The organism is Streptomyces sp. NPDC046862 (assembly GCF_040704615.1).
Lineage (GTDB): Bacteria > Actinomycetota > Actinomycetes > Streptomycetales > Streptomycetaceae > Streptomyces.
On record NZ_JBEYXP010000045.1, the window covers coordinates 38,485 to 63,928 of the forward strand.

The following is a 25,444-nucleotide window of genomic DNA, read 5'->3' on the forward strand; positions in this document are numbered from 1 at the left end:
GCCGCCCATGCCGATGGGGCAGTGACCACCGGTCCCGCCGCCGCCCACGCCGACGGGCGCGGCGGGACCGGCTCCGGCTGCGGCCCCCTCTGCGTCAAATCTTCACGCGCGGGACGACCAGGGCCGCTTGCTTAAGTCAATCAATTGACTTAGATTTACCCTGTCGCGCACATCCGAACGACCGCGCCCGTTCCACCCCTGCGCCCGATCCGCCCCTACGGAGGCCCGACCGTGTCCCATGCCCTCGCCCGTCCCGCCCCCGACGTGGGGGCCCCGGCACCACGGGCCAACCTCGTCGTGGCGGTGCTGGCCTTCGGCGGCATCGTGGTCTCGCTGATGCAGACCCTCGTCATCCCGATCGTCCCGGAGCTGCCCAGGCTCCTGGACGCCCCGGCCTCCGACACCGCCTGGGCCGTCACCGCGACCCTGCTCGCCGCCGCCGTCGCCACCCCGGTCATGGGACGGCTCGGCGACATGTACGGCAAGCGCCGCATGCTCCTGGTCAGCCTCGTGATGCTGGTCGCCGGTTCCGTCACGGCGGCGCTGAGCGACTCCCTGACCCCGATGATCGTCGGGCGCGCACTGCAGGGCCTGGCGTCCGGCGTCATCCCGCTCGGCATCAGCATCATGCGCGACGAACTGCCCGCCGAACGGCTCGGTTCCGCGACCGCCCTGATGAGCGCCTCCCTCGGCGTCGGCGGCGCCCTCGGTCTGCCGACCGCCGCGCTGATCGCCGACAACTTCGACTGGCACGTCCTGTTCTGGGCCTCCGCCGGCCTCGGCGTGGTCGCCCTGGTCCTCGTCCCGAGCTTCGTACCGGAGTCCAGGGTCCGCACCGGCGGGCGCTTCGACCTGGTCGGCGCCATCGGTATGGCGGCCGGACTGGTCTGCCTGCTGCTGGGCATCTCCAAGGGCGCCGACTGGGGCTGGACGTCCGGCACCACGCTCGGCCTGTTCGGTGCCTCGGTCGTCGTCCTACTCCTCTGGGGCTTCTTCGAACTGCGCACCTCGCAGCCGCTGGTGGACCTGCGCACCACCGCCCGCCGCCAGGTGCTCTTCACCAACCTCGCCTCGATCGCCGTCGGCTTCGCCATGTTCGCGATGTCCCTGGTGCTCCCTCAGCTCCTTCAGTTGCCTGAGGCGACGGGCTACGGTCTGGGCAGGTCGATGCTCGTGGCCGGTCTGGTCATGGCGCCGTCCGGCCTGGTGATGATGGCCCTCGCCCCGGTCTCCGCCGCCGTCTCCAAGGCCAAGGGCCCCAAGGTGACGCTGATGATCGGCGCCCTGATCGTGGCCGCCGGCTACGGCCTCAACATCGTCCTGATGTCGGAGCTCTGGCACTTCATCCTGGTCTCCTGCGTCATCGGCGCCGGTATCGGCTTCACCTACGGCTCGATGCCCGCGCTCATCATGGGCGCCGTGCCCGCGTCCGAGACGGCCGCCGCCAACAGCCTCAACACCCTGATGCGCTCCATCGGTACGTCGTCGGCCAGCGCCATCGCCGGTGTGATCCTCGCCCAGATGACCACCACCCTCGGATCCACGGCCCTGCCGTCCGAGAACGGCTTCAAGGTGGTCCTCGCGGTCGGCGCCGGAGCCGCGCTCCTCGCCTTCACCATCGCGATCTTCATCCCGCGCCAGCGCCCGGCCGCCCAGTCGGAGCAGGCGGCGGCCGAGCCGGCGGCCGCGGACGCGTCCGCGGGGCCCACGGTGCCGCCGACGGCGGAGAAGTCACTGGCCCCCGCTCCGGCCCCTGCCCCGGCCCGTGCCCCGGTCCCCGCCCCGTCACCCGCCCTGGACGACGCGCCGGACGGATCGACCGGACCGGCCGGATCGGTCGGTGTCGGAAGCGGCGGCATCCGGGTGCGCGGGCACGTCCTCGGCACCGAGAAGGTGCCCGTCGGCGCGGCGGCGGTGACGCTGATCTCGCTCGAAGGACGGCAGCTGAGCCGCTCGGTCACGCACGACGACGGTTCGTACGGTGTGGCCGCGCCCGGCGCCGGCCCGTACGTCCTCATCGCCTCCGCGGACGGCTACCAGCCCCAGGCCACGAACATCGTCGTGGGCGACGCCCCGGTGACGTACGACATCCTGCTGAGCGGCACGAGCAGGCTGCTGGGCGCGGTCCGGTCCGCCGACAGCGGGGCACCCGTCGCCGGAGCCGTGGTCATCGTGACGGACGTACGCGGTGACGTACTCGCCACCGGACACACCGACTCCCTGGGCGAGTTCACCATCACCGACCTCGTGCCGGGCACCGTGACCCTCGCGGTCAACTCCGCCAAGCACCGCCCGCTGGCCCAGCCGGTGGAGATCGGCGGCGCCGGATCCACGCGGGTGGAGGTGGAGTTGCACCCGGGTGCGCACGTGCGCGGCACCGTCCGCGGCTCCGCCAGTGGTCCGCTGACCGACGCCCGGGTGACGCTCGTGGACGCGGCGGGCAACGTGGTCGCCTCGACGACGACCGGCCACGACGGTGCGTACGCCTTCTCCGACCTGGACAGCGGCGCGTACACGGTCATCGCGACGGGCTACCCGCCCCAGGCGGCCGGGGTCACGGTCTCCGGCGCGGGCATCGACGACCACGACATAGAACTGGCCCACGGCGAGGGGTAGTTCGCACCCCGGCTGCACACCAGCCTCCACAACCCCGGTCCGCGGGCGGCACCTTGAGCGGAGGGCACCGCCCGCGGGCCGGCCGGGGAAAGGGCTCCGGCCACGGCAGGAGCGGCAGGGGACGGCCGTGTCCCCGTCGCCGGAGACCCCCCGCACTTCCCCGGAGTCGCTTAGGGTCGGTGCACCCCCGGCCTCCCCTTTCGGGGGTGCACCCCCACCGCGTGTCCGTACGAGCCACCCCCTCCCCGCCCCACAGCGAACGGACCGTACGGCACGTACCGAACAGAAAAGAGAAGCGCCATGGCCCTCAGCGCACGCGTCCGCACCCGGGACGGCTGGGCCGTACCTCACGCCGTGGTCACCGTGACCGACATGTCCGGCCTGCAGGTGCTGCGCGCCGAGGCCGACCCCGAGGGCAGGGTGAAGGACGACACGCACCTCGAACCCGGCCCCTACACCGCGATCGTCACCGCCCTCGGATACGCCCCCACCGCGTCGACGGCACTCGTCACCGCGAGCGGCCGGGCCGAGCTCGGGCACGTCGTCCTCGCCCGCCAGGGCGGCGTCGATCTGCCCCCTCCGGGCCCCTGGACCATCGACCCGGTGCACTCCTCGGTCGTGGCCGTCGCCCAGCACCTCGGACTCTCCAGCGTCCAGGGCCGTTTCACCGAGTTCGGCGGCCGCTTCGAGGTCGCCCGCGACACGGTGCGCTCCCGCGTGGAAGCGGTCATCCAGGCGGCCTCCATAGACACCGGCAACGCCATGCGCGACGGCCACCTGCGCTCCGCCGACTTCCTCGACACCGACCATCACCCCGAGATCACGTACCGCTCCACCGGCCTCACCCCCGCCGGGCGCGACCGCTGGACCGTCCACGGCCGGCTCGGTCTGCACGGCGTCGTCCGCCCCGTCGACCTCGACCTCGCCTACCTCGGCACGGGCCCGGACCCCTGGGGCGGCATCCGCGCGGCGTTCCGCGCCACCACGGAACTCCACCGCGACGACTTCGCCATCACCTACAACCAGGTCCTGCAGGCGGGCATCGCGGCGATCGGGGCGACGCTGCGGGTGGAGCTGAACATCCAGGCGGTGCAGGGGGAGGAACTGCCGGAGGTGTGACCCCGTGTTCGGCGGGACACGCCTCAGGCGCGGCCCGGGCGGCGAGCCGTGTCCCGTGCGGTCCCGCTCGCCTCCTGCTCGGCCAGGGCGGACAGGGTCCGCAGGCTCCTGAGGAAGGTCTCGCGGTCCTCGTCCGGCAGTTGGGAGAGCAGCCGCTGTTCCTCGCCCTGCTGGATGGCGGACTGGACGGAGTCCCGCAGCCGCAGGCCCTCGGTGGTGAGGGAGAGCAGGCGTGCGCGCCGGTCCTTGGGGTCGGGCCGGCGACGGATCAGCCCGCGGTTCTCCAGGTCGTCGAGGACCGCGATGATGCGGGTCTTGTCCGCACGGATGGCCTCGGCCAGCGCGGCCTGGGTACGGATCGGTGTCTCGTCGAGGTGCAGCAGCACGGCGTACGCCCACATCGTCAGCCCGTGCGCGTCGAGGACCGGCTGCTCGGCGGCCATCAGGGTGCGCAGCAGCGGCATCACCATCTCGGCGAGATCGGGGCGGGGCGCCCGTCCCTCCGGCGGGGTGCCCTCGGCGTCTCCCTGGACTGCGTTCTCGACCATGGCCAAGAAAATACCCGTTGACAAATCATAGGCGCGAGCACATCGTAAGCGCATGCCTATCAATTCTCTCGCGGACCTGGACCGGTTACGACACCTCGATGCCCAGGCGGTCCGGCACACCGTGTCCCTGGTGCGCGGGGTGACCTCCGACGGCCTGGGCCGCCCGACGCCCTGCTCGGCATGGACGCTGGCCGATCTGCTCGCCCACATGACCGCCCAGCACCACGGGTTCGCCGCGGCCGCGCTCGGGCACGGCGAGGACCTGGCGCACTGGCAGGTCCTCCCGCCCGCCGAGGACGCCGCAACGGAGTACGCCGAGGCGGCGGAGCTGGCCATCACCGCGTTCGCGTCCGTGACCGCCCCCGACCGCGTCTTCACCCTCCCCGAACTGCCGGCCGTCCAGACGTTCCCGGCCGCCCGGGCCATCGGCTTCCACTTCCTCGACCACGTGGTGCACGGCTGGGACATCGCCCGCAGCCTGGGCCTCGCGTACGACCCCGATCCCGAACTCCTGGCCGCCGCACTGCCCATCGCCCTCGCGGTCCCGGACGGCGGCCTCCGCCTCGCCCCGGACAGCGCGTTCCGCCCGGCGCTGCCCGCCCGGGACGGGGCGAGCGCGCTGGAGCGGATCCTGACGGCCCTGGGCCGGTCGCCGGGTTGGCGCGCCCCGACCGGCGACAGGGCATCGGGCTCTGGCTCAAGCCCGATCTCAAGCCCGATCTTGAGCCCGATCTCGAGCCCCAGCCCGGACCAGGGCTCCGCCGTCGTCCGGAGCACGACATGCTGAGGTCCTCGTGGACGCCCGGCCCGGCCCACGGCCACGAGGGCCCGTTCCTGGTCAGCGTCACCGACTTCGAGCTCAGGACCATCAGGGACCTCCCCGGCGTCTACCGGGAGGCCCGCGGGCTGGCCGCGCGGTGGCCGGACCTCGCGGGGGCGTACGGGATGTGGCTGTGGACGGTCCCCACCGCCCGCCGATGCGGTGCCGTGGCCGTCTGGCGCGACACGGCCGCCCTGCACGAGTTCATCGCCTGGCCGCCCCACGTCGCGATCATGCGCGCCTACAAGGGCCGCGGCACGCTCACCTCGACCACCTGGCAGGCGGACGAGTTCGACCCGGGGGCGACCTGGACCCGCGCCCGGGCCGCGTTGCGGACGCCACGGCGGTAACGGTCCCACCGCTGTTACGGGCATGGTGGTGTCGTGACGCAGTTCGTACCAGCCATTCCGCAAACCGAAGGCTGACCATGGCCAGGACCGAGTACTACGACGACCCGGACGCCCCCCGGCCCAACAGCATGGTCGTCGCGGCCTCGGCCGTGGTCACGGACGAAAGGGGCCGCATCCTGCTCCAGCGGCGCCGGGACAACGACCTGTGGGCCCTGCCGGGCGGAGGCATGGACCTCACCGAGTCCCTCCCCGCGGCGGCGGTACGCGAGGTCAGGGAGGAGACCGGCCTGGACGTGGAGATCACGGGCCTGGTCGGCACGTACACGGACCCGAAGCACATCATCGCCTACACGGACGGCGAGGTACGCCGCCAGTTCAACATCTGCTTCACGGCGCGCGTCACGGGCGGGCGGCTCGCCCTCTCCGACGAGTCCACGGACCTCCGCTTCGTCCCCCCGGAAGACCTCACCACCCTCCCCATGCACCCCACCCAACGCCTGCGCCTCGAGCACTTCCTGGAACACCGGGAGCACCCTCACCTCGGCTGACGCCGCTGACGCCGCTGACTCGGCTGACGCCCGGCTGCAGGAGTTCAGCCGCGTAGGTGCGACACCACCGAGCGCATCGCGTGCTCCACCGCGTGGCGGGACTGTTCCGTGTCATCGATCGTCTCGAAGCCGTGGTGGGCGGCCGGCACGTCGATCACCTCGACGTCGGTCCCGCACTCCTTGGCGGCGGCCAGGAACTCCTCGACCGTGGCGGCGATCTCGGGGTTCTCCAGGCCCACCCGGGTCAGCACGATCGGCAGCCGTCCCGCACCGCTGACCGCCTCGGCCGGGCGGAAGCGAGGGTCGATGGCCCCCCAGCCGGGCAGCGGCGCGAGGAGGGGGTAGTTCAGGGCCACGCACCGCAGCCATGACGGGGGCACCGCGAGCCAGTGCGCGGCCAGCAGCCCGGCGCCGGAGAAGCACCACAGCGCGATGCGCTCGGGGTCGACGCGCGGGTCGGCCCTGAGTAGTTCGACGGCCTCGGTGACGTCCTGGGCGGCGCGCTCCTGGTCGTCGAGGCCGTGCAGCCGGTGGTCCACGGTCGCGCCGATCACACCCAGGCTCGCGGCGTACCGGCCGTAGCCGACGAACGACGGCCAGTCGCGCGGTGTGGGGCGCATGTCGGCGGGGACCGGGCCACCGTGCACGAACACCACCGCCGGGCGGGGGCCGGCGTCGGGCGCTGCGGGCCCGCGGAGCCCGCCGAGCCCGCCGAGCCCGTCGGGTACGTAGAGGTCTACTCGTCCTACGCGCTCACGGGCCCGCTCCGGTACGTCCAGCACGAAGGGCCGGAGGTACGAGGGCGCCCTGTCGGTCGCGGTGATGCGGTGTCCCTCTCCCTCCGCCGCCCTGAGCAGCACCTCGGTCAGCTCCTCGGGGCAGGAGAGCATCGGCCAGTGCCCGGTGGCGAGTTCGAAGAAGCCCACCTCGGGCCTGGCGAGGGGCTGGAGCTCCGGCCGTCCCATCGCGACCAGGTCCTCGACCAGGGCGATGTTCAGGCCGTTCCCGGTGCACAGGACACCGGTCGTGGGCAGTGCGCCGACCGCGCCCGAGAGCCTGAGCGGCCGCGTGAGCGTGCCCGCCGGCTGCGGTGCGGCGAGGCGCGTGAGCCGGGCCAGTGCCGCCTCCGTCAGACCGGCGGTGCTGCCCCAGCGCTGCCAGCCGTCGGCGGATGTCGGCGCGGGGATCCGCCAGTCGTCCTCCCCGGGCCGCACCGGTTGCCCCGGTTGCCCTGGTTGCCCCGGTTGCCCGGAGCGGCCGTCGCGGCCGTCGCGGAGCTGTCGGCGGACCTCCTCGTCCGGCACCAACTGCTGGGCCGTGTCGCCGTCCTTCGGCAGGCCCGCGTCCAGGTACACGATCCGGGTGATCCGCTCCGGGCGGCGGTCGGCGGCGCCCAGCACCGGGTGGATGCCGTAGTCGTGGCCGACGATCACCACCTCGGCGGCGTCCACGCCGTCGATGACCCGCACCACGTCCTCGATGTGCGTCTCCAGGTCCGTTGCGGGCATCGCCTCGTCGCGGCGGTCCCCCATGCCGGTGAGGGTCACCGGGTGCACCTCGGCATCCGCCTGCCTCAGCCCCTCGGCCACCTCCCGCCAGATCCAGCCTCCGGTGAAACAGCCCGACACCAGTACGAACGCCGTCATGTCCGCCTCCTCGCCCCGCTCAGTCCGCTCAGTCCACTCGGTCCGGTCGGTCCGGTCGGTCCTCTCGGTCCGCTCGGTCCACTCGGTCCGGTCGGTCCTCTCGGTCCACTTGGTCCGCCGGTACGGTAGGAACTCCCCCTGAGGGAGGTTCAAGCGGTGTTTCCAGACGGCATGTTGAGCATCGGGGAGCTCGCCGAGCGGGCGGGCGTCACCGTGAAGACGGTCCGTTTCTACTCCGACCGCGGACTGCTGCCCGAGGCCGCCCGCAGTACCGGGGGCCACCGCCGTTACGGGCCCGAGGCGCTCGACCGGCTCCGCCTGATCCGTTCGCTGCGGGCCCTCGACCTGCCGGTCGGCGACATCGACCGCGTTCTCGACCGGGAGGACACCTGGGAGGACGTCCTCGCCGGGCAGTTGAAGGAGCTCGGCTCCCAACTGGCCGCGCTGCGCTGGCGCCAGGCCGCGCTGCACCTCCTGGGGGAGGGCACGGCCGAGGAGCGCGCCGACCGACTGCGGCTGGTCGGCGCCTTCCTCGACGGCGTCCTCCCGCCGGACACGGCCGCGCTGGCCCGCTTCTGGCGGCGCGTGCTGCCGGTACGGCTCCCGGCCCGGCAGGTCTCGTGGATCCTCGACGCCGCCGTGCCGCAACCGCCGGAGGACCCCACCCCGGACCAGGTGCTGGCCTTCGCCCGGCTGCACGCCCTCGCCACGATGCCCTGCCCTCCGGGCCACGACTGGCGGCCCCCGCCTCCGGAGCAGGACCCGGAGTACCGCCCGGCGGTGTTGTACGGCGGCCTCGGCGAGGCGTACGAGCTGGCCGCGCCGGCCCTGCGCAGCGGGCGGGCGCCGCACGAGGGCGAGGCACTCGACTGCTTCGTCTCCGCCTACGCCCACGCCCACGGCGCCCGGGACACGCCCGGCTTCCGCCGCCGGCTGAGCCGGAGACTCGACCGGTCGGCCCACCCCGTGATGGACCACTACTGGCGCCTCGCCGGCGAACTGGCCACGCCGCACGCCCCCACCCTCGGCGCCGCCCACGACTGGCTCCGCGCCGCCCTGGACCTCCCCGTCAAACGCTTCTGTTCAGACCGGCAAACTGCCCTTGGCGACTGAGAACGGTGCGGGACCGCCCCGGCGTGATGACGACCGCGGCTGCCTCGCGGGCTCGGACCAGTGAGTCACGCTCGCCGACCTCTGTGTCCACGCCGTCCAGTGCGGTCGCGGAGTCGTACTTCTTGACGAGGTCGTGTCCGGCCAGGACGGTGCTCATGATGGTCTGCTCCCGAGGGTGTCTCAGCGCTCGAACTTCCAGAAGACCGTCGGTTCGTCCGCCGAGCCGGTGACCTTCACCGTCCGGACCGGGATGGTGATCCGCTTGCCGCCGGCCTTCGCCGTGCAGGTCTCGGACGCCCCTACGACCGCCGGCAGCGCGTTCGGGCAGGACACGTTCCGGATCTCCTGGCCGACCCAGGGCAGCGGGTGGTACCAGCCCTCGATCCGGGATTCGAGAACGCCGTGGTGGACGGCCGGGTGGCCGTCCACCTTCACGTACAAGTACTTGCGAATGCGTTCGACCTCGGTGTGCTGCATGTTCTTGCCTGCGGCGAGATAAGTGAGGACGCCTGCGAGCGCCCCCACCACCGCCACGCCGCCGACGGCACCGACGAGGAAGCTGCGCTGCATCACGTACTCCTGGAGGCCAAGGGGAAGAAGCGGCTCCACTCTCGCCCGCGGGCACGGGCGCGCGCCTCATCCGAACGGCCATAACCGCAGTCACGGCTCCTCGGCCGTTCGGCCGATACCGTCGCCCACGGCCTCGCATAGCGTGATCCGCATGAGACCCCCTTCCACCCGAGGCTGCACACGCGGCTTCGGCGCTGGTGCACTGTTCGCGGCGTCGGCCCTCGACCTGGCAGTTGTCAACGGTCTCGGCGACAGTCACTGGCCGACGGTGTGCGTGCTGCTCGTCGGCCTGACCTGCGTGCTGTGGCCCGCCAGGTGGAGGCCCGCCTGGCTCACCCCACAGGTGCGCACCCTCGTGCCGGCCATGGTCTCCGTCCTGTTGACCGCGGTGGCGGCGGTCACCGGCCGCCCGGAGCCGGCGGGTCCGGGCGAACTGACGGTGCTGCTGTGTCTGCTCTTCGTCGCCGTACGGCACTGCCCGCCGCGCTGGGCCGTGGTGTGCGGTGTGCTCAACGCGGTCGCCCTGCTCGCCATGCCGGAGCGCGTCACGCGGTCGCCGTGGCTGTCGAGCGAGGCCCTGCTGTACGAGGTGGTGGGCCTCCTCCTGATCGGCGCCACCGCCGGGGTGGCCGGCTACGTCCGCTCGCTGGACTACCGCAGGACCGTCACAGAGGCCGAGACGCGTCGAGCCGAGCGCCTGGCCATCGCCGCCGACCTGCACGACTTCGTCGCCCACCACGTCACCGGCATCCTCGTGCAGACCCAGGTGGCCCGCATGATGGCCGCCACCCGGCCCGACGAACTCGACCCCGTCCTGGGGAGCATCGAGCATGCGGCGACGCAGGCGCTGGCGTCGATGCGCCGCACCGTCGGCGTACTGCGGGACACCGGCCACGACGCGGCCGAACGCCGGCCGGTGGGCGACCTCGCGGGCATCACCGAGCTGACCGAGCACTTCGCGGTGCCCGGCCAGAACGTGGTGGTGCACCGCGACCCCGCCCTGCCCGACGACCTGCCGTACGAGGTGCAGGCGGCGGCCTTCCGGGTCGTCCAGGAGGCGCTGACCAACGTGCGACGCCACGCCGGCGACGCCACCGAGATCACCGTCGCACTGGGCTACGACGGCGGCCTCCTGACGGTGACGGTGACGGACGACGGCCGCGGCGGCACCCAGCTTCCGGGCGCCGCCCACGGAGGGGGCTTCGGTATCGTCGGCCTCACCGAACGCGTCAGCGCCCTCGACGGCGAACTGCGTGCGGGACCGCGGTCAGGGCAGGGCTGGCAGGTCCGGGCGCACATCCCTGTGGGAATCGACAACCCGAGGTCGGTGGCGGTGTCCGGCGGTCATCGGCCGTAGGTTGTCGACGGCGCCGGTCGCCCGTGAGGCGCGCCCGTCGCGCGCGGGACGCGGGTCACCCGTGAGGGAGCCACCGGTACGCCGGTGGCCGATCGCCGATGGCCGGTCTTCGGTTACCGGTCGCCGGTCGCTGGTCGCCGGTCGCCGATGGCGGTCTCCGGTCGCCGGTCGCCGGGCTGCCTCACGGGTGACGGACGGACCGGATCTCAGTCCTGGTACACCCTGTTGGTGCCCGGACCTCCGGAGAGCGTGTCGGTGCCCCGGCCGCCGTACAGCACGTCGTCCCCGCTGTTGCCGTACATGGTGTCGTTGCCGTCCTCGCCGTACAGCGTGTCGTTGCCCTTGCCGCCGTAGACCTCGTCGTTGTCGGCCTTGGCGTGGATGACGTCGTTGCCGTCGTCGCCGTAGAGGGCGTTGATGTCGCCGGTTCCGGTCAGGGAGTCGTTTCCGGCGTCGCCGTGGCAGTTGTACGCGCAGGCGCCGGTGATGGTGTCGTCGCCGTCGCCGCCGTTGGCGCCCAGGCCGCTGCCGCCGCCGTCGATGCGGTCGTCGCCGTCGTCACCGTTGTACTGGATCTGTCCTTCGCCCTTGAGCACGTCGTCGCCCGCGCCGCCGTGGAGGGCGGCGATCGCACCGCCGTCGGGGCCTATCGTCGCGGTGTCGTCGCCGTCACCGAGGTCGGCCTCGTAGGTGGTCGAGTCGTCGGATCCCAGAGGGGCCGCGATCGTGCACTGGACGACGCCGCGGTCGGTCGCCGACGGGTGGACGCAGCTGTCCCACTGGCTCGCGGACGCGTCGATGGCCATGTCGACCTGGTCGCGGAAGGTGATCTGGAAGTCCTCCCCGAACTGGGAAGGGTCGACGTCGACGACCTTCACGGAGACCGCCAGCCGGTTCGTCTGGCCGGCGGCGGCCTTGTACCAGAGCGCGCCGTCGTCATGGACAAGGGTGGCCGGGCCCGGCTCGGCCGCGGTGTCCGCCTGGGCGGCCGAGGCCGAGAACACGGCCCCTCCTAAGGCGAGGGCGAGCGTGGCGGTGGCGGCGATGATTCCGTGCTTACGCATGCAGAAGTGCCCCTTCGGGAACTGGTGTTGGTCCATCGCGGTCAGGAACGTGATCGTGCGACCGGTCGTTGTCTTCGATCACCCGCGAAGACAGCACGCCAGGAGCGGGGGTTGCGCCCCACGCGCCACTTCAGTTGCCTGGGGCGAACATGTCACCCCAGGGCTTCCTGACGTTCTGCTGGAGACCACCGGAAGGCAACCCCCTGAGCGCGGCGGGCCTAACCCCCGAGCTTCTCCCGCAGCTCCTCGATGTCGGCCACGAACCAGGTCTGCCGCCCCCTGTCGCACTCGCGGACGAAGTCCCGCAGTGCCGAACTGGCCTCCGTGTGCCGGGAGATGTCACCGAGCACCACGAGCCCCATGCGGTACTGGACGAACTTCTGGACGATGTCGCCCGCGACACGGGTGCTCAGCCGGAAGAACGCCTCGTCGAACCGCTCGACGGGCACGACGACCCACTCGGCACCCTGGTACGAGGCGTTGCCGATGAGGTCCAGGGCATCGCTTTCGCTGCCGATGCGCTCGCCCTCGGGGGCGCATATCAGGACGGGGACGTCGAGGATCTTCTCCAGGCTGCTGCTCATGGTCGCCAAGGTAGTTGTGCCCGCGGACGGGGGAGACGGCATTTTCAGAGCGCCTGCGGGGGAGGTGCGAACGGGTCCTCCGGGGTCGGCCGGCCGCTGTTGCCGCTGTTGCCGCTGTCTCGGACCGCCCACGGTGGTGGTACGGGAGTCCAGTCAGGGCCGCGGTGGGCGAGCCACCACCTCCCGATGGTGTGGTACTTCTCCTCGAACCCGCTGTCCCAGGCGAGGAACCCGGTGATGGGAGCTCGCAGGGGAGTACGGCGCCCTCCTGCCTCGTAGAGGACGAGCCTACGGGTGCCCATGTAGGGCTCGATATGGATGGCCTGCACGTTCGACCACGGGATGGTGCGTCGGCGCAGGTTGCGGACGACGGCGGCCGACGAGGTGAGGGTGATGCCGAAGCGCGGGGCCAGGAGCAGGTTGAACAACGGCATGCCGATCCACACGCGCGTCATGAGGACGAGCCCGGGGGGCGGCGGCCCGTGCAGCCGGAAAAGGGACTGGAGGGCCATGCCCGTTACGGCGAGGGGCAGGGCAGGGAGCCCTCTCTGTGCGAGGGTCAGCCGGTAGCGCACGCTCTCCGGCGACGGCGCCTCCTTCGAGGACCGCTCCATGCCCCACCACCGTTCAGCCGTTCGGCTCAGCCACTCGGCGCGGCCCCGCTGCGGCCGTCACCGCTGCAGCATGGACGCGCCGGACCACGCAGTCCACCAACGGCGGCTCAAATCAGAGCCTGTTCAGAGCCGTTCAGAGCCGTTCAGAGCCGTTCAGAGCCCGTAGCGACTCTTCACGTGGCGCCAGAAGTCGCGGAACATCCACTTGTCGAAGTCCGTGATCTGGGCGGCGGAGCCTGCCTTCATCAGGAAGCAGCACTGGCCCGTCGGCGTCCAGTCGTAGAAGTCGTCCAGGCCGAAGGTGTGGCCCACCTCGTGCAGGTAGATGTGGATGTTCTCCTGGTTCAGGGCGCCGGTGAAGTACTCCTGGCCCACGCGCTGGCCCCAGTCGCCCCCGGCTCCGCCCTGGAAGCCCTTCGTCAGCCAGAGGGACTGGTCGTAGTGACGGGCCACACCGCCGGGGCAGCGGGAGTAGTTGCCGTCCTGGTGGAAGAAGCGGCCGCAGTCCGGCAGGCACTGGGGGGCTCCGGCGCCGTCGAGGACGCCGGAGTAGATGTCGACGGAGTTGTCGGTCCACTGGAGCGTCGAGCGGTTCTTCACCGCCCAGCCGACGATGTTCACCGGCACGTTCGTGTACGGCCAGGCGTTGTGGCCCTTGCCGTTCTCCACCATCGCCGACATCCATTTCGCGAACTGCTTCTTCAGCGCGGCGTGGATGCTGTCGCGCAGGGCGGCGCTGACGGGGGCGTCGGACTCCCAGCGGACGCAGTAGTTGATGCTGCCGCGGTTGGCCATGACCTGGTCCCAGCCGTAGTTGCGGAAGCCGTACAGGTCGGGGTACGTCGACTCGACGTGCCGCCACACCTCGTTCAGCGGCTGGACGAGGTTCGAGGGCGGGTTCCAGTCGTCGGCGGCCTGGGCGCGGGCGGCCTGGGTGCGGGGCTCGGCGGCCTGGGTGCGGGGCTCGGCGGCCTGAGCGCCGGCCGACATCGTGCCGGCCGTCATGACGAGGGCGGCGAAGACCGACAAGACCGTGAGCAGTCGTGCGAGGTGCTTGCGCATGGCGAACTCCTCGTGTGGGGGAGGTTTCGCCTACAGGTCGCCGCCGAGGAGGAAGAGGTTGCCCCGCGGGCACGGGAGAGCTCTCGGGCAGGGGCGAACCCTCGGGCACAGGACGGCCGGAGACGAAGGTGTCCGGGCCCGTTGGTACGGCCTCCCGTAGGTACGGCCGGCGCCCGGACACCTGCGTTCCGTTCCCGTTGCCGGACTCCGCCACGAGTGGACCAGCGGGACGGCAGGACCAAGGGGGAGTTGTCCTGCCGCGCGGGAACGGTCTCGGGGAGGTGCCCACAAGCATCTTTGGGGCCGGGTCGGCGGGCGGGGAAGGCCGTGCCGCGATTGTCCGAAGAACTCTGATGCAGTGTGTGACAAGAGAGTTCAGAGTGACGGAAGTGGCTACGTTCGGTGCCCCACGGCTCTTCACCCCTCTGATGAAGCTTTGATGTGGCTCGGATGCTCCTGTGACACTCGTCCTGTTGTCTGTACATGAAGGCCGCGCCGGGCGGCGGCGCTGCCCCCCTGGTCCAAGGACGACGCCCATGGCCACACAGCCTCTTCTCCTCCAGTCGGAGCCGGCCCGGTCGGCCCCATCAGACCGGTCGGCGCCGGTGCGCCCCCTGCTCCCGGGGTTCGTCGCGCTCGCGGCGGGCGCCGGGCCCGTGGCTCCGACGCAGGCCTGGGCCGTGCTGGGCATCCAGGCGATGGGCTTCACCGATCACGCGCTGACCAGGGTGATCGGACGGTTCTGCGGGACCGGCACCCTGGTTCGGCTGAGCGGCGGACGCGGGCACGTCCTGGCGCCCGCGGGGGACCGGCAGCAGGCACTGCGGCTGGCACGCCGGCTGCGTGCCGAGTTCGGTGACGCGGTGTGGATCTCGGTGGCCTGGCGGCCGTACGAGGAACTGGCGGGCGGCGTACGGGAGGCCGAGGACGTCCTGCGGGTCGTGTGTGCGCTCGGGCGGCGGCCAGGCGTACACCAACTCGACGACGTGGCCGTGGAGTTGGCGGTGGCGAGCAACGCCGACGTGTCGCGGCGACTGGCGGCGCTCATCGAACCCGTCGTCAAGCGGCCGGAGTTGCTGCGCACCCTGGAGGCGCTGATCGCCGCCGACGGCAACCGCGCCCGGGCAGCGGCGGACCTCATCATCCACCGCAGCACCATCGACTACCGGCTGGGCCGCATCGAGGCCCTGACCGGCCACTCACCGGTCCGGGTCCGCGGACTCCACACCCTGTGCACGGCCCTCGCCGCCCACGCCCTGACCCGCCCTCGGGGCACGTCGACATCTGAAGCCTGACGCTTCCCTCCGGGGGCGTCACAGGTCGGCGGAGTCTGGGGCGCCGGAGGGGTTTTCAGGGGCGCGGGGAACTGCGCGACCAGCCACACCCAACCCGCACCAACCCGCCCACCCCAACCACCCCCACCCGGGCTTCAGCTCGCCGACACCCCCGGCCAAACCGCCGAGGCATCATCGCGGCCAGGATCAGGCAGGCGAACAGCCCGTACGGGAACCGTGCGGACCTCCCCACCGGTGACCACCGTCCAGGGCACCGCCCGCCCCGAGTAACAGAGGGTCGTCAACGCGAACACCCCGTCGGCATAGACCTCGACGTACTCACCGACCGTCAGAACGCGCAGCGTCGTGGCAGGTTCGGCCAGCACGGTCTCACCGAGGCGAACCCCGTCCGGACCAGTGACCCAGAGTTCTTTACCGTCGCAGCCAACGACGAGGGCAGGCTGTTCACCACACGCACGCAGCACAACCTCCACCCGCCCCGACAGCACCACGTCACCCACGGCGTGCGGCACCACTCCCTCCGTCACCTCGCCGAGCCAGGCATCCACCCCCGCCCACCACTCCAGCCGCGGCACCGAACCCGTCCCCACCACAAGGGACTTGGGCTGTGCGAGCATCCCACGGCACCGCTCCCCCGCGTCCGTGAGGCCGACACGGCGAGGCGTGGTGTGCAGGACCACCCGGGAGCCCGCGGGATCCCGGATCACGCGGGGGGCGTACGAGCCCGTCGGGCCGAGCATGCCGTGGCGCGTCCACGGACCCCGCAGCCGCGGAGCCGTCCACGCCTCGAAGCCCCGGGTCTGGCCGATGGACCCGAGCAGCAGCCAGCCACCGTCATCGAGCCGCTCCAGCACCGGGCACTCCAACTCGTCCACGTCACCCGGGGACACCAGCGGCGGATGCACCGTCCAGTGCTCCAGGTCGTCGGACGTGGCCAGGGCGACGCAGCCGCTGACCTCCACCGGGAGGGAGGCGTCACTGGCGCAGATCACCATGACCCAGCCGTCGGACTCGTCGTCGCGTACGACGAACGGGTCGCGCCAGCCCATCCGCTCCCCCGTGCGGTACCAGCGCGGATCCGCCTCGACGACCGGCCCGGTGCCGTGGCGGCGCCAGCCGGTGCCGTCGGTACGGTCCGAGTACGCGAGACCGACGGACTGCAGGGGCCAACCGTCCGGCGTCAACCCGGAGACACCGGTGTAGAACATCGCCATCCCGCCCCCGCCCCCGTCTCCATGCTGGAACGGATGCATCGTCCACACCGCCTGCCCGTCGAACCGCCCCGGCAGACCGTTGCCGAAGGCCGTGCCCTGGGGCTGCCAGTGGACCAGGTCCGTGGAGGTGGCCCGGCCGTAGGAGGTCTCCATCCGCAGATGGTCGAACTCGGCGGTCCAGGGGCCCTGGAGGTGCAGCACCGCGTAGGTGCCGTCACCGTCGCGGAGCAGGGCGAAGTCGTTCAGGCACAGACCGGGCGGGGCGTATCGCATGCGGACTTCCTGTCGGCTCACAGCGCTCAAACGCATGCGCTGAACAGTGATGAACCATCGAGATCTTCAGAATCTGTGCAAGTAAAACTGAACGCAAACGCTTGCGCAACAGCCAAGGCGGGTCTACGGTCACGTCACCCACAGATCACACCGACGTGAAATCGACGGGAGGGACCGCACCGTGACGGTCAGCATCACCGATGTCGCCCGCGCCGCCGGAGTCTCGGCGTCCACCGTGTCCCGCGCACTGCGCGGCCGGCCGGGCGTGTCCGAGGAGGTACGGGCACAGATCGCGGCCGTCGCCGACCGGCTCGGATACACCGCCTCCCGGTCGGCCTCCAGCCTGGCCAGCGGACGCACGTACACGATCGGGGTCGTCGCCCCGTACATCGGCCGCTGGTTCTTCGGCACCGTCCTGGACGCCGCCGAGCAGGTGTTCAGCGCCGCCGGGTACGACGTTCTGCTGTACAACCTGGGATCGCCGGAGGCACGCAAGCGCTTCTTCACCCGGCTTCCGGTGCGCAAGCGGGTGGACGCCCTGTGGTCGCTGCTGATCCTGGACCCGGACGAGAGCGCCGCGCTGCGTTCCCTCGGGGTGCCGCTGGCCGGCGCGGTCGGCGGGGCGGGCGAGGGCTTCACCGTGGTCGGCATCGACGACCGGGCGGGTGCCGAGATGGCCGTACGGCATCTGGTGAACCTGGGCCACCGCAGGATCGGCATGATCTCCGGGGCCAGCGGCCCCCTGCACTGGACCGCTCCCATCGACCGCCGCGACGCGTACCTCGGCGTTCTCGCGGAGTCCGGGATCGCACACGATCCCGCGCTGGAGGCCGACGGCGGCTACACCGTCAAGGGCGGCGAGGAGGCCATGACCCGGCTGCTGGCCGCCTCACGACCGCCGACCGCCGTGTTCGCGCAGTCCGACGAGATGGCGATGGGCGCGCTGCGCGCCCTGCGCCGGCACCGTCTGAGGGTGCCGGACGACGTCTCCGTCGTCGGCTTCGACGACCACGAACTCGCCGAGGTGGTCGGGCTGACGACGGTCGCCCAGCCGGTCGCGGGCCAGGGCGCCGAGGCCGCCCGGCTGCTGCTGCGGCAACTCGACGAGCCGGACGCGGAGGCGCCCACCGACAAGGTGCGGATGCCCATCCGCCTCGTCCTGCGCGAGACCACCGCCCCGCCCAGCCCGCGCGGGCCCCAGTAATCCCACCCGAGTGCTCACACCCTCACCAGCACCGACGCACGGAGGCACGCACCCATGAACGCCGGAACCAGCAGGTTCAGCATGCCCAGCGGACCCAGAAGGCACCGACACACGGCCCGTACGGGCCTGGCCCTCGTCCTCCCCCTGGCGGCGCTGGCCGCGTGCGGCGGGGGCGGCGGCAGCGACGCGACCGCCGAGGCGGGCAGCGGCAAGGGCACCATCAGCGTGTGGGCCCACCAGGGCCAGAAGAGCGAGACAGAGGCACTGCAGAGCGCGGTGAAGGCCTTCAACTCCTCGCAGAGCAAGGTCAAGGTCGAGCTGAAGCTGATACCCGACACCGACTACACCAAGACCATCACCGCCACCGACGCCTCCAAGCTGCCGGACGTGATGGAGTTCGACGGCCCCACCATGGCGAACTTCGTCTACAACAAGAAGCTCGCCGCGATCGACGACTACGTCTCCGCCAAGACCCTGGACAACGCCACCGACGCGGCCAAGGCGCAGGGCGAGATCGACGGCAAGCACTACGGCCTGGGCATGTACGACTCCGGGCTCGGCATCTACGGCAACAAGAAGCTGCTCGACGCGGCCGGGGTGAAGTACCCCACGGGCCTCGCCGACGACTGGACGGCGGACCAGTTCACCGCCGCTCTCAAGGCGCTGAAGGCCAAGGACGCCGACGGCAAGGTCGTCGACCTCCAGGAGACGAGCGGCTACGCCAACGAGTGGGGCACCTACGGCTTCGCCCCGATCGTCTGGTCCGCCGGCGGCGGGCTCCTCAAGGACGGCAAGGCCGAGGGCGCGATCGACTCGCCCGCCGTCGTGTCGGCGCTGAAGACGTGGCAGTCCTGGAAGCCGTACACCGACCCCAACACCGACGGCAACGCCTTCGCCAAGGGACGCGTCGCCCTGAGCTGGGTCGGCCACTGGATGTACCCGGCGTACAGCGAGGCGCTCGGCAAGGACCTCGTCGTGCTGCCGCTGCCCGACTTCGGTGACGGGCCGAAGACCGGTCAGGGTTCCTGGGCCTGGGGCATCGGCGCCAACACCAAGAACGCCAAGGCCGCGGGTGCCTTCCTCGACAGCCTGCTGAACGACCGGAACGTCAGCGCGATGACGAAGGCCAACGGCGCTCCGCCCGCCACCAAGTCGGCGCTCGCCGCGAGCGAGCTGTACAAGAAGGGCGGCCCGCTCCAGCTCTTCGCCGACCAGCTCGCCAAGCCGTGCGGCGACAGCGACATCTCCACGTCCTGTGTGGCCGTCACCCGCCCGGTGACCGCCGGATACCCCGTGGTGACCGCGAAGTTCAGCGAGGCCCTGAACTCGATCTACGGCGGCGCCGACCCGAAGAGCGCCCTGAGCAAGGCCGCCCGCGCCATCGACCAGGACTTCTCGGACAACGCCGGCTACGAGATCCCGTAGGAACCGTCGGTGAGGGCGGGCGCGCACGTCACACCGCACCCGCCCCCGCCGGGAACAGGACCCCCTCGTGAAAACCGTGGATTCCACGCACGCCTCGCTCCCCGACGGCCGGACGCAGACCCCACCCGCAGCCTCAGCCTCCGTGAAGCCCACGCGCACCGGGCGCGGGAACCGCGACTGGCTGCACGGCCTGCTGATGTCCGCCCCCGCGGTCGGCGGCCTCATCGCCTTCGTCGGCATCCCGTTCGTCTACGCGGTCGTGCTCTCCTTCTACAACGTGCGCCTCGGCTCGCCGCTGGAGCCCACGTTCTTCGGTCTGGAGCAGTACCGGCGGCTGTTCACCGACCCCGACCTGTCCGGCCCGTTCCTGCGGGCGCTGCTGAACAACCTGACCTTCGCCGTGGTCGTCGTCCCCCTGCAGACGGGCCTCGCGCTCGGCCTCGCGATCCTGCTCAACCGCAAGCTGAAGGCCATCGGCCTGTTCCGTTCCCTCTTCTTCCTGCCGGTCGTCTTCCCCATGGCGCTGGTCGCCGTGATCTGGCGGCTGATCCTCGCCCGCAGCGACCAGGGCATGCTCAACTCCGTGCTGCACGGCTTGAGTTTCGGCAACTGGGGCGCGTTCGACTGGCTCGGCGACTCCGTCACCGCCATGGCCTCGGTCATCGTCCTGTCCGTCTGGCAGGGCGTCGGCTTCCAGATGGTGATCCTGCTGGCCGGACTCCAGCAGATCCCGGGTGAGCTGTACGAGGCCGCCCAGCTCGACCGGGCGAGCCGGTGGCAGCAGTTCCGCCACGTCACGCTGCCCGGCATCCGCGGCACCCTCGTCTTCGTGGCGCTGCTGACGTCGGTGCTGTCCTTCCGGGTCTTCGACCAGGTGTACGTGCTGATCCGGGGCGGCGGTCTGGACGAGGACGCCACCCGCACGGTGATGTACCAGGCCGTCACCACCGCGTTCGACCAGAACAACATCGGCCAGGCGTCCGCGATCACGGTCGTCTTCTTCCTGATCGTCGTGGTCCTGACCCTCGTCCAGCGCCGCGTCGTCCGCTCCGACAACGAGGACTGACCGACCATGAGCACCAGCACGCACACGAGCACCGGCCTGACCCGAACCCGGATCCGTACGCCGCTGCGCCGCTTCCTGGACTACGCGGTCCTCTCCGTCCTGGCCTTCGTCTTCGCGCTCCCCGTCCTCTATCTCTTCCTCGGCAGCCTCAAGCCGTCCGACGAGGTCCTGAACGGCCTCACGGGCTTCCTCCCCACCCACCTGTCCTTCGACAACTACACGGCCGTCCTCGACAGCCTCAACTCCGACAGCACGGGTTACTTCTGGCGCTTCATGGGCGTCTCACTGCTGCTGGCGTTCGTGGTCGTGACAGGCGGACTGTTCGTCAACTCGATGGCGGCGTACGGGCTTTCACGGCTGAAGTGGCGCGGCAGGGAGGCGGTCTTCACTCTCGTCCTCCTCCTGATGCTGGTCCCGTTCGAGTCGGTGGCGGTCCCGCTCTTCTACATGTTCAACGACCAGCGGAACACCCTCTTCATCCAGGCCATCCCCTTCGTCGCCAACGCCTTCTCCGTGTACCAGTTCCACACGTTCTTCCGCTCGATCCCGCCGAGCATCGAGGAGGCGGCCCGCCTGGACGGCGCGGGTCCGTGGCGCACCTTCTTCGCGATCATCGTCCCGATGTCGAAGCCGGTGTTCGCCTCGGTCGCGATCCTCACCTTCCTCACCCAGTGGGGCTCGTTCCTGTGGCCGGTCCTGATGGTGTCCGACCCGTCGGTCCGCCCGCTCCCCCTGGAGATGAGCGTCTTCCAGGGCCAACAGCCCCCGGACTGGGGCCAGATCCTCGCCTTCGGCGTCCTGCTGATCCTGCCGGTCGTCGTGATCTTCGCCTTCTTCCAGCGGTGGTTCGTCCAGGGGGTGGCGAGCTCGGCGGTGAAGGGCTGAGGACGGGGGTGCGGCCGGACCGGTACTCACCCATCCAGGGCAGCCGTCAACTCCCCATATGTACCAACGAGTTGCCGAAGCCCGGAGGCGACCGCCCTCCGGTCCCCGGTCACGAGGCCGTACTGCACACCACCGAGCAGCCGGGCCTGGCGATGGGCGACCTCGGCCGCGCGGTCCGCCCCGACCTGGGCGAGCCAGTACGAGGCGTCGGACAACCGCCGGGCACCGAGGCGAACGGCGAAGCCGGCCAGGTGCCCGTGCGTACGGTCGTCCACCCCTCCCTCCACCCACTCGGCAAGGCGCTCCACGGCGTCATCCCCACCCAGCGCCCCCGGCCGGAGGGCGGGCCCTCCCCGGTGTTCGGCCAGCCACCGCCGCGCCACGGGCAAGGACTGCCGCAGAGCGTCGGTCCCATCAACATCCCGCACCCGCTCGAAATCACTCCGCATCGTGAACGGCCCCGCACACTCGACCTTCTCCGCCCGCCACGCCGCCACGAAGGCGTCGACGGGCAGCGTGGCGTACGGGAAACCGTCGGGGTCATGGAACAACACCCGCTCGTCGTCGACATCGAGCGCGACCACCCAGTGGTCGCCGCCGATGGCCGTACCGCCGGCCCACGGCTGGTGCAGAAGCAGCCCGATGTCGACGGGCCCGACGAGCACCGGCCCCCGCCCGCACGCCTCCCGCAACCGCGCGACGGCCTCCGTCTCCTCCCCGCCACCCACCTTCCGGCAGCTCCACCCGAGCAGCCCCACCGCCTGGTCCAGCCCGAGATCCGGCTCCCACCCGAGCGGATCGAAGTACGGCAACGCCCCCTCGACGACCTGAGCACCGAACGGCGACCCGGTCAGCACCTCGATCGCCGAGGGCGGCGGCGCGTCGGCGCCCAGCACCATCGCGAGGGAGTTGGAGTAGCAGTAAGGGACAGAACCGAGGAAGGGAGAGGCAGAGGGAGAGGGAGAGGGAGAGGTCATGCGCCGACCCTGACATTTTCATTTTTTCGTGACAAGACAGACCTCAGAGTTGAGGCACCGCCCCCGCGAGCACCCACACCGGTCACCCTTTGTGATGACGCTCGCGCAACCAGCACCCCGTGGTGCGGGCCTATGAGATCGATCCGGCGAACAAGACGTACGCACTGACCGGCATCCACCACGACAAGCTCGAGCTGGTCGTGCCGTTCGACGTCGCCGTCGACATCACGCTGGACGCGCTCAAGGAACTCTGACCGCCGGGCACCCGAACGTTCCCCGCCCCCACCGCGTCACAGAAGTGACCGTCGTCCAAGGGGGCCCACATGCGTGCCGTACGCACCATCACTCTGTCTGCGTTGCTCATGGGGGCGGCGGCCGTCGCATGCGGAACCGAGGCCGCCGAGGAGGCCGGCCCCGGGGCCAGCCGCTTGCCCCGCTGGTCGGAGCCGTCCTCGTACACCTACACCCTGGAGTCGAGCGAGGGGGAGCGGGCGCTGATCGGGAAGTTCCGGGTGACCGTGCGGGACGGTGAGGTGGTCTCGGCGGTGGGGCTGGACGAGAGCGGCGAGCTGGTGGCGAAGCGGTCGCGCCGCGATGTGCCCACGATCCGCGGGCTGTTGGAGGAGTGTGAGCGGGCCCGTGCGGAGGGCGCCGACACGGCGGAGGTGGAGTACGCGGGTGACGGGCACCCGGTGCGGATCTCCCTGGACTGGGAGAAGAACGCGATCGACGACGAGGCGCTGTACGTGATCAGCGACTACGAGCCGACCGCGTCCTGACGTCCCGCCACGCACCGTCCGGCGCCGGGCCGGGCAGCTCGCTCACGGCGCCGTCGGAGGCGTGGCGTTGCCGTTGCCCACGGACTGGATCGATCCGCCGACCTTCTTGCGCAGCGGTTCCAGCAACTTGGGCTTGGCGGTGATCGCCCAGCGCGGCCCGACGAGGTACTTGCCGCCGTAGATGGACGCGGTGTCCAGCCAGGTCAGCTTGAACTTCTCCTTGGGGAACGTGGTGATGAGGTAGTCGCCCTTGGGCGTGTGGCACACACCCTCGCGCAGTTCGTCCGCGTCGACGCGGATCTTCACCTTGCAACCGGTGAGATCCGCGATCACCTCGACCTTCGCCGGCGCCACCACAGCGGCCTGCTCGGCGTCCGGCACCGCCGTGGCCTTCGCCGCCTTGCCGTCCGACTTCGCGCCATCTCCGCCGCTGCAGCCCGCGGCCAGTGGCAGGACCAGCAGTCCCACCACGGCCGCGGCGCCGCGCACCAGCCGTTGTTTCCTCAGCACGTCCCGTCTCCGTGTCGGTCGTACGTCCTTCGTCCTTCTCCGCAAAGCTCCCTCCCGGGAAGTACGCACGGAAACGGGAAGGTGTTCAGCGGATCCAGAGGTGATCCAGAGATGATCTAGAGGTTGTCGCCCCAGCCGCTCTGCAGCATCGTCTGGAACGCCCATGTCCCGCCCCGCCGGACGAGGATGTCGGCGTACCGGAGCTGCTGGGTGTTCCCCTCCATGGTCATGGTGGAGTCGGTGAAGACCACGGCCATGGCGGGGGACAGGAACACGGGCGTGCGCGTGGACTCGAACGTGATGTCCTCGCCCCCTTCCCCCATGACCTGCCCCATCACGGCGACGAACCGCTCGCGGTCCCACTGCGCCGAACGGCCGTCGCCCGCCGCGTCGTCACTGACCAGGTTGAGCGGGAACACGGCCATGTCGGCCATGCGCTCGACGTCGCGCTTCGCGCTCGCCGCGTCGTACTCCGCGAACCAGGCCTCCAGGCTCGCGCGGTCCTCGTCGGTGGGGGCGTATCCGGTCTCGGGCAGATGGATCACATGGTCTCCTTGTCTCTCTGTTATTCAAGTTTGACTAGCTGCCGCGAAGAAAACTATGCCCTCGTCGGCAACTACACAAACTTGACCAACAGTGATCCGGCTCACACGCGCACGCATGAGGCCCCGGCCGGTCCCGTACCTCGTCGTACGGGACCACCGGGGCCTCGGATCAGATGCGCCAGACGCGCCAGATGCGTTGCGTCAGGCCGGGCTCAGCCGCGGTTGCCCGCCGTCCGGCGCCGGGTGACGACGAAGATGCCGCCGCCGGCCGCGACGAGGGCGGCCGCGCCGATGGCGATCGGGATCGCGTTGCCGCCACCGGTCTCGGCGAGGTCACCGTCGGCGGGCGGGGTGGACGAGCCGCCGTTCGGGGTGGGCTGGGCCGGAGTCTTCGACGCGCCCGCGGGCGGGGTCGTCGAGGTCTCGGTCTTCGGCTCGTCGGGCTTCGGCGGCGTCGACCCGCCCGGGGCGGAGGGGGTCGGCGTCGGCGTCGAGGAGGCCGGCGGCGGGTTGTCGGCGGGCGGCGGGTTCTCGCTGGTCGTGCAGTCCTTCGTCCCGCCGTTCCAGGCCGCGATCAGCTTGTCCTTGATGACCGTGCGGTCCGGGCCCTTGGGCAGCTCACCGTGCTCGAAGCCGTCCTTCGCGTCCAGCTTGCCGTCGAACTTCACGGCCCCGCGGTACAGGTCGATCTGCGCGTAGCAGCCCGCGTCCGGCACCGCGATGTCGAGCGAGTCGGTCTGGCCGGGCTTGACCGTGACCGTGTCGAAGTCGACGAAGACCTGCTCGCCCGAGGTCGCGAACGTCGGGCCGTGCGCCTGGTACGAGGCGAGGGAGGCCGTGCAGGTGGTGGCGTCACCGGCGGCGCGGACCTTGATGTGGACCTTGCCGTCCTCGGTGGGCTTGAGGTTCTGGTCGTCGACCTTGACCGAGTCGTAGAAGTTCGTCCCGTCGAGGGAGAACTGGCAGCGATCGGTCTCGGTCACCGTGCCGGCGCCCTTGCCGGGCGCGTACGTCTTCGTGCCCCAGCCGTCGCCACCGGGCGTTCCGGTCGCCCAGGCGGCACCGGCCGAGACGGCGGAGACAGCGGAGAGGGCAAGCGCGGCAGCGCCTGTCCCCAGCAGGCGACCCACGGTGACACGTCTCGCTATGGACATGCAGACCCCATCTTGAAGGTGCGAATCCCATGGTGCACGGCAGCAGGGCGGGCGGGCAGCACGAAGCAGCCGCAGCCAGGCCGCGCCAGGGTGAAATGGTCGAAGA

At 71.1% G+C, this 25,444-nt stretch carries 25 protein-coding genes and 2 pseudogenes; 14 read left to right on the forward strand and 13 right to left on the reverse strand.

The annotated features are described in order from the left end of the window. Nucleotides 1-231: 231 nt before the first annotated feature. Both AB0959_RS37850 and AB0959_RS37855 read left to right on the forward strand, forming a co-directional pair. Nucleotides 232-2,616, forward strand: a complete 2,385-nt coding sequence (locus AB0959_RS37850) for an MFS transporter (protein ID WP_366831305.1) — start codon at nucleotides 232-234, stop codon at nucleotides 2,614-2,616. 300 nt (nucleotides 2,617-2,916) lie between these two features. Beyond that, a complete protein-coding gene (locus AB0959_RS37855; protein ID WP_366831306.1) occupies nucleotides 2,917-3,735 on the forward strand; it encodes a YceI family protein in 819 nt (272 codons plus the stop codon). Nucleotides 3,736-3,758: 23 nt separating this feature from the next. Here AB0959_RS37855 and AB0959_RS37860 read toward each other — a convergent pair whose 3' ends face one another. Next, on the reverse strand, nucleotides 3,759-4,283 hold the full coding sequence (locus AB0959_RS37860; RefSeq protein WP_366831307.1) for a MarR family winged helix-turn-helix transcriptional regulator: 525 nt from the start codon (nucleotides 4,281-4,283) through the stop codon (nucleotides 3,759-3,761). Between the two features lie 52 nt (nucleotides 4,284-4,335). Between AB0959_RS37860 and AB0959_RS37865 the strand changes: the two genes are divergently transcribed. The 3 genes from AB0959_RS37865 to AB0959_RS37875 all read left to right on the forward strand — a co-directional run bounded on the left by AB0959_RS37865 (nucleotide 4,336) and on the right by AB0959_RS37875 (nucleotide 6,001). Then, nucleotides 4,336-5,070 carry a TIGR03086 family metal-binding protein gene (locus AB0959_RS37865; protein WP_366831308.1) on the forward strand — a complete coding sequence of 245 codons (735 nt, stop codon included), beginning with the start codon at nucleotides 4,336-4,338 and terminating at the stop codon, nucleotides 5,068-5,070. Further along, entirely contained in the window at nucleotides 5,064-5,453 is a 390-nt protein-coding gene (locus tag AB0959_RS37870) for a hypothetical protein (RefSeq protein ID WP_366831309.1), read from the forward strand. The genes AB0959_RS37865 and AB0959_RS37870 overlap by 7 nt, the downstream gene beginning before the upstream one ends. A gap of 77 nt (nucleotides 5,454-5,530) precedes the next feature. Next, on the forward strand, nucleotides 5,531-6,001 hold the full coding sequence (locus tag AB0959_RS37875; protein WP_366831310.1) for an NUDIX domain-containing protein: 471 nt from the start codon (nucleotides 5,531-5,533) through the stop codon (nucleotides 5,999-6,001). A gap of 44 nt (nucleotides 6,002-6,045) precedes the next feature. On the opposite strand, the gene AB0959_RS37880 is transcribed toward AB0959_RS37875, so the two are convergent. Continuing rightward, nucleotides 6,046-7,647 (reverse strand): alpha/beta fold hydrolase, encoded by a 1,602-nt coding sequence (locus AB0959_RS37880; protein WP_366831311.1) that lies wholly within the window; start codon nucleotides 7,645-7,647, stop codon nucleotides 6,046-6,048. Nucleotides 7,648-7,818: 171 nt separating this feature from the next. Between AB0959_RS37880 and AB0959_RS37885 the strand changes: the two genes are divergently transcribed. Next, on the forward strand, nucleotides 7,819-8,760 hold the full coding sequence (locus tag AB0959_RS37885; RefSeq protein ID WP_366831312.1) for a MerR family transcriptional regulator: 942 nt from the start codon (nucleotides 7,819-7,821) through the stop codon (nucleotides 8,758-8,760). Between the two features lie 58 nt (nucleotides 8,761-8,818). Here AB0959_RS37885 and AB0959_RS37890 read toward each other — a convergent pair. Further along, a pseudogene (locus tag AB0959_RS37890) lies at nucleotides 8,819-8,917 on the reverse strand (ABC transporter ATP-binding protein); the annotation flags it as partial. A 23-nt stretch (nucleotides 8,918-8,940) separates the two neighbouring features. Continuing rightward, nucleotides 8,941-9,330, reverse strand: coding sequence for a DUF4333 domain-containing protein (locus AB0959_RS37895; RefSeq protein ID WP_366831313.1), 390 nt, complete (start codon nucleotides 9,328-9,330; stop codon nucleotides 8,941-8,943). Nucleotides 9,331-9,481: 151 nt separating this feature from the next. Here AB0959_RS37895 and AB0959_RS37900 point away from each other — a divergent pair, with 151 nt between their 5' ends. Continuing rightward, nucleotides 9,482-10,687 carry a sensor histidine kinase gene (locus AB0959_RS37900; RefSeq protein WP_366831314.1) on the forward strand — a complete coding sequence of 402 codons (1,206 nt, stop codon included), beginning with the start codon at nucleotides 9,482-9,484 and terminating at the stop codon, nucleotides 10,685-10,687. Nucleotides 10,688-10,893: 206 nt separating this feature from the next. On the opposite strand, the gene AB0959_RS37905 is transcribed toward AB0959_RS37900, so the two are convergent. From AB0959_RS37905 to AB0959_RS37920, 4 genes are all read right to left on the reverse strand, one after another. Beyond that, entirely contained in the window at nucleotides 10,894-11,751 is an 858-nt protein-coding gene (locus AB0959_RS37905) for a calcium-binding protein (protein WP_366831315.1), read from the reverse strand. 218 nt (nucleotides 11,752-11,969) lie between these two features. Then, nucleotides 11,970-12,335: a DUF4180 domain-containing protein gene (locus AB0959_RS37910; protein WP_366831316.1), complete on the reverse strand. Its 366-nt coding sequence runs from the start codon at nucleotides 12,333-12,335 to the stop codon at nucleotides 11,970-11,972. Nucleotides 12,336-12,379: 44 nt separating this feature from the next. Next, on the reverse strand, nucleotides 12,380-12,949 hold the full coding sequence (locus AB0959_RS37915; protein WP_366831317.1) for a hypothetical protein: 570 nt from the start codon (nucleotides 12,947-12,949) through the stop codon (nucleotides 12,380-12,382). 153 nt (nucleotides 12,950-13,102) lie between these two features. After that, nucleotides 13,103-14,011 carry a hypothetical protein gene (locus AB0959_RS37920; RefSeq protein WP_366831318.1) on the reverse strand — a complete coding sequence of 303 codons (909 nt, stop codon included), beginning with the start codon at nucleotides 14,009-14,011 and terminating at the stop codon, nucleotides 13,103-13,105. Between the two features lie 536 nt (nucleotides 14,012-14,547). Between AB0959_RS37920 and AB0959_RS37925 the strand changes: the two genes are divergently transcribed. After that, nucleotides 14,548-15,306, forward strand: coding sequence for a helix-turn-helix domain-containing protein (locus AB0959_RS37925; RefSeq protein WP_366831319.1), 759 nt, complete (start codon nucleotides 14,548-14,550; stop codon nucleotides 15,304-15,306). A gap of 134 nt (nucleotides 15,307-15,440) precedes the next feature. Here AB0959_RS37925 and AB0959_RS37930 read toward each other — a convergent pair whose 3' ends face one another. Further along, nucleotides 15,441-16,793, reverse strand: a complete 1,353-nt coding sequence (locus tag AB0959_RS37930; RefSeq protein WP_366831320.1) for a mucin-1 — start codon at nucleotides 16,791-16,793, stop codon at nucleotides 15,441-15,443. Nucleotides 16,794-16,974: 181 nt separating this feature from the next. Between AB0959_RS37930 and AB0959_RS37935 the strand changes: the two genes are divergently transcribed. From AB0959_RS37935 to AB0959_RS37950, 4 genes are all read left to right on the forward strand, one after another. Then, nucleotides 16,975-17,997, forward strand: coding sequence for a LacI family DNA-binding transcriptional regulator (locus AB0959_RS37935; RefSeq protein WP_366831321.1), 1,023 nt, complete (start codon nucleotides 16,975-16,977; stop codon nucleotides 17,995-17,997). Between the two features lie 54 nt (nucleotides 17,998-18,051). Beyond that, nucleotides 18,052-19,422: a sugar ABC transporter substrate-binding protein gene (locus AB0959_RS37940; protein ID WP_366831322.1), complete on the forward strand. Its 1,371-nt coding sequence runs from the start codon at nucleotides 18,052-18,054 to the stop codon at nucleotides 19,420-19,422. A 196-nt stretch (nucleotides 19,423-19,618) separates the two neighbouring features. Then, nucleotides 19,619-20,488 carry a sugar ABC transporter permease gene (locus AB0959_RS37945; protein ID WP_366831361.1) on the forward strand — a complete coding sequence of 290 codons (870 nt, stop codon included), beginning with the start codon at nucleotides 19,619-19,621 and terminating at the stop codon, nucleotides 20,486-20,488. A gap of 6 nt (nucleotides 20,489-20,494) precedes the next feature. Further along, complete coding sequence (locus AB0959_RS37950) at nucleotides 20,495-21,373, forward strand: carbohydrate ABC transporter permease (RefSeq protein ID WP_366831323.1); 879 nt, start codon at nucleotides 20,495-20,497, stop codon at nucleotides 21,371-21,373. 26 nt (nucleotides 21,374-21,399) lie between these two features. On the opposite strand, the gene AB0959_RS37955 is transcribed toward AB0959_RS37950, so the two are convergent. After that, nucleotides 21,400-22,350, reverse strand: a complete 951-nt coding sequence (locus AB0959_RS37955; protein ID WP_366831324.1) for a hypothetical protein — start codon at nucleotides 22,348-22,350, stop codon at nucleotides 21,400-21,402. 107 nt (nucleotides 22,351-22,457) lie between these two features. On the opposite strand from AB0959_RS37955, the pseudogene AB0959_RS37960 reads away from it, so the two are divergent. Both AB0959_RS37960 and AB0959_RS37965 read left to right on the forward strand, forming a co-directional pair. After that, nucleotides 22,458-22,604 (forward strand): annotated as a pseudogene (locus AB0959_RS37960) (Uma2 family endonuclease); the annotation flags it as partial. Between the two features lie 69 nt (nucleotides 22,605-22,673). After that, entirely contained in the window at nucleotides 22,674-23,129 is a 456-nt protein-coding gene (locus AB0959_RS37965) for a DUF6174 domain-containing protein (RefSeq protein ID WP_366831325.1), read from the forward strand. A gap of 42 nt (nucleotides 23,130-23,171) precedes the next feature. Here AB0959_RS37965 and AB0959_RS37970 read toward each other — a convergent pair whose 3' ends face one another. The 3 genes from AB0959_RS37970 to AB0959_RS37980 all read right to left on the reverse strand — a co-directional run bounded on the left by AB0959_RS37970 (nucleotide 23,172) and on the right by AB0959_RS37980 (nucleotide 25,338). Continuing rightward, on the reverse strand, nucleotides 23,172-23,639 hold the full coding sequence (locus AB0959_RS37970; protein WP_366831326.1) for a hypothetical protein: 468 nt from the start codon (nucleotides 23,637-23,639) through the stop codon (nucleotides 23,172-23,174). Between the two features lie 116 nt (nucleotides 23,640-23,755). After that, a complete protein-coding gene (locus AB0959_RS37975) occupies nucleotides 23,756-24,184 on the reverse strand; it encodes a nuclear transport factor 2 family protein (protein ID WP_366831327.1) in 429 nt (142 codons plus the stop codon). A 212-nt stretch (nucleotides 24,185-24,396) separates the two neighbouring features. After that, on the reverse strand, nucleotides 24,397-25,338 hold the full coding sequence (locus AB0959_RS37980; protein WP_366831328.1) for an LAETG motif-containing sortase-dependent surface protein: 942 nt from the start codon (nucleotides 25,336-25,338) through the stop codon (nucleotides 24,397-24,399). Between the last annotated feature and the right edge of the window lie 106 nt (nucleotides 25,339-25,444).

Bases quoted from the DNA above. Each gene is read 5' to 3' on its own strand.
- AB0959_RS37860 (WP_366831307.1), bottom strand. From the start codon at position 4,283: ATGGTCGAGAACGCAGTCCAGGGAGACGCCGAGGGCACCCCGCCGGAG.
- AB0959_RS37910 (WP_366831316.1), bottom strand. From the start codon at position 12,335: ATGAGCAGCAGCCTGGAGAAGATCCTCGACGTCCCCGTCCTGATATGC.
- AB0959_RS37905 (WP_366831315.1), bottom strand. From the start codon at position 11,751: ATGCGTAAGCACGGAATCATCGCCGCCACCGCCACGCTCGCCCTCGCC.
- AB0959_RS37865 (WP_366831308.1), top strand. From the start codon at position 4,336: ATGCCTATCAATTCTCTCGCGGACCTGGACCGGTTACGACACCTCGAT.
- AB0959_RS37930 (WP_366831320.1), bottom strand. From the start codon at position 16,793: ATGCGATACGCCCCGCCCGGTCTGTGCCTGAACGACTTCGCCCTGCTC.
- AB0959_RS37885 (WP_366831312.1), top strand. From the start codon at position 7,819: ATGTTGAGCATCGGGGAGCTCGCCGAGCGGGCGGGCGTCACCGTGAAG.
- AB0959_RS37920 (WP_366831318.1), bottom strand. From the start codon at position 14,011: ATGCGCAAGCACCTCGCACGACTGCTCACGGTCTTGTCGGTCTTCGCC.
- AB0959_RS37950 (WP_366831323.1), top strand. From the start codon at position 20,495: ATGAGCACCAGCACGCACACGAGCACCGGCCTGACCCGAACCCGGATC.
- AB0959_RS37875 (WP_366831310.1), top strand. From the start codon at position 5,531: ATGGCCAGGACCGAGTACTACGACGACCCGGACGCCCCCCGGCCCAAC.
- AB0959_RS37925 (WP_366831319.1), top strand. From the start codon at position 14,548: ATGGCCACACAGCCTCTTCTCCTCCAGTCGGAGCCGGCCCGGTCGGCC.
- AB0959_RS37965 (WP_366831325.1), top strand. From the start codon at position 22,674: ATGCGTGCCGTACGCACCATCACTCTGTCTGCGTTGCTCATGGGGGCG.
- AB0959_RS37915 (WP_366831317.1), bottom strand. From the start codon at position 12,949: ATGGAGCGGTCCTCGAAGGAGGCGCCGTCGCCGGAGAGCGTGCGCTAC.
- AB0959_RS37895 (WP_366831313.1), bottom strand. From the start codon at position 9,330: ATGCAGCGCAGCTTCCTCGTCGGTGCCGTCGGCGGCGTGGCGGTGGTG.
- AB0959_RS37900 (WP_366831314.1), top strand. From the start codon at position 9,482: ATGAGACCCCCTTCCACCCGAGGCTGCACACGCGGCTTCGGCGCTGGT.
- AB0959_RS37870 (WP_366831309.1), top strand. From the start codon at position 5,064: ATGCTGAGGTCCTCGTGGACGCCCGGCCCGGCCCACGGCCACGAGGGC.
- AB0959_RS37955 (WP_366831324.1), bottom strand. From the start codon at position 22,350: ATGACCTCTCCCTCTCCCTCTCCCTCTGCCTCTCCCTTCCTCGGTTCT.
- AB0959_RS37980 (WP_366831328.1), bottom strand. From the start codon at position 25,338: ATGTCCATAGCGAGACGTGTCACCGTGGGTCGCCTGCTGGGGACAGGC.
- AB0959_RS37940 (WP_366831322.1), top strand. From the start codon at position 18,052: ATGAACGCCGGAACCAGCAGGTTCAGCATGCCCAGCGGACCCAGAAGG.
- AB0959_RS37880 (WP_366831311.1), bottom strand. From the start codon at position 7,647: ATGACGGCGTTCGTACTGGTGTCGGGCTGTTTCACCGGAGGCTGGATC.
- AB0959_RS37855 (WP_366831306.1), top strand. From the start codon at position 2,917: ATGGCCCTCAGCGCACGCGTCCGCACCCGGGACGGCTGGGCCGTACCT.
- AB0959_RS37945 (WP_366831361.1), top strand. From the start codon at position 19,619: ATGTCCGCCCCCGCGGTCGGCGGCCTCATCGCCTTCGTCGGCATCCCG.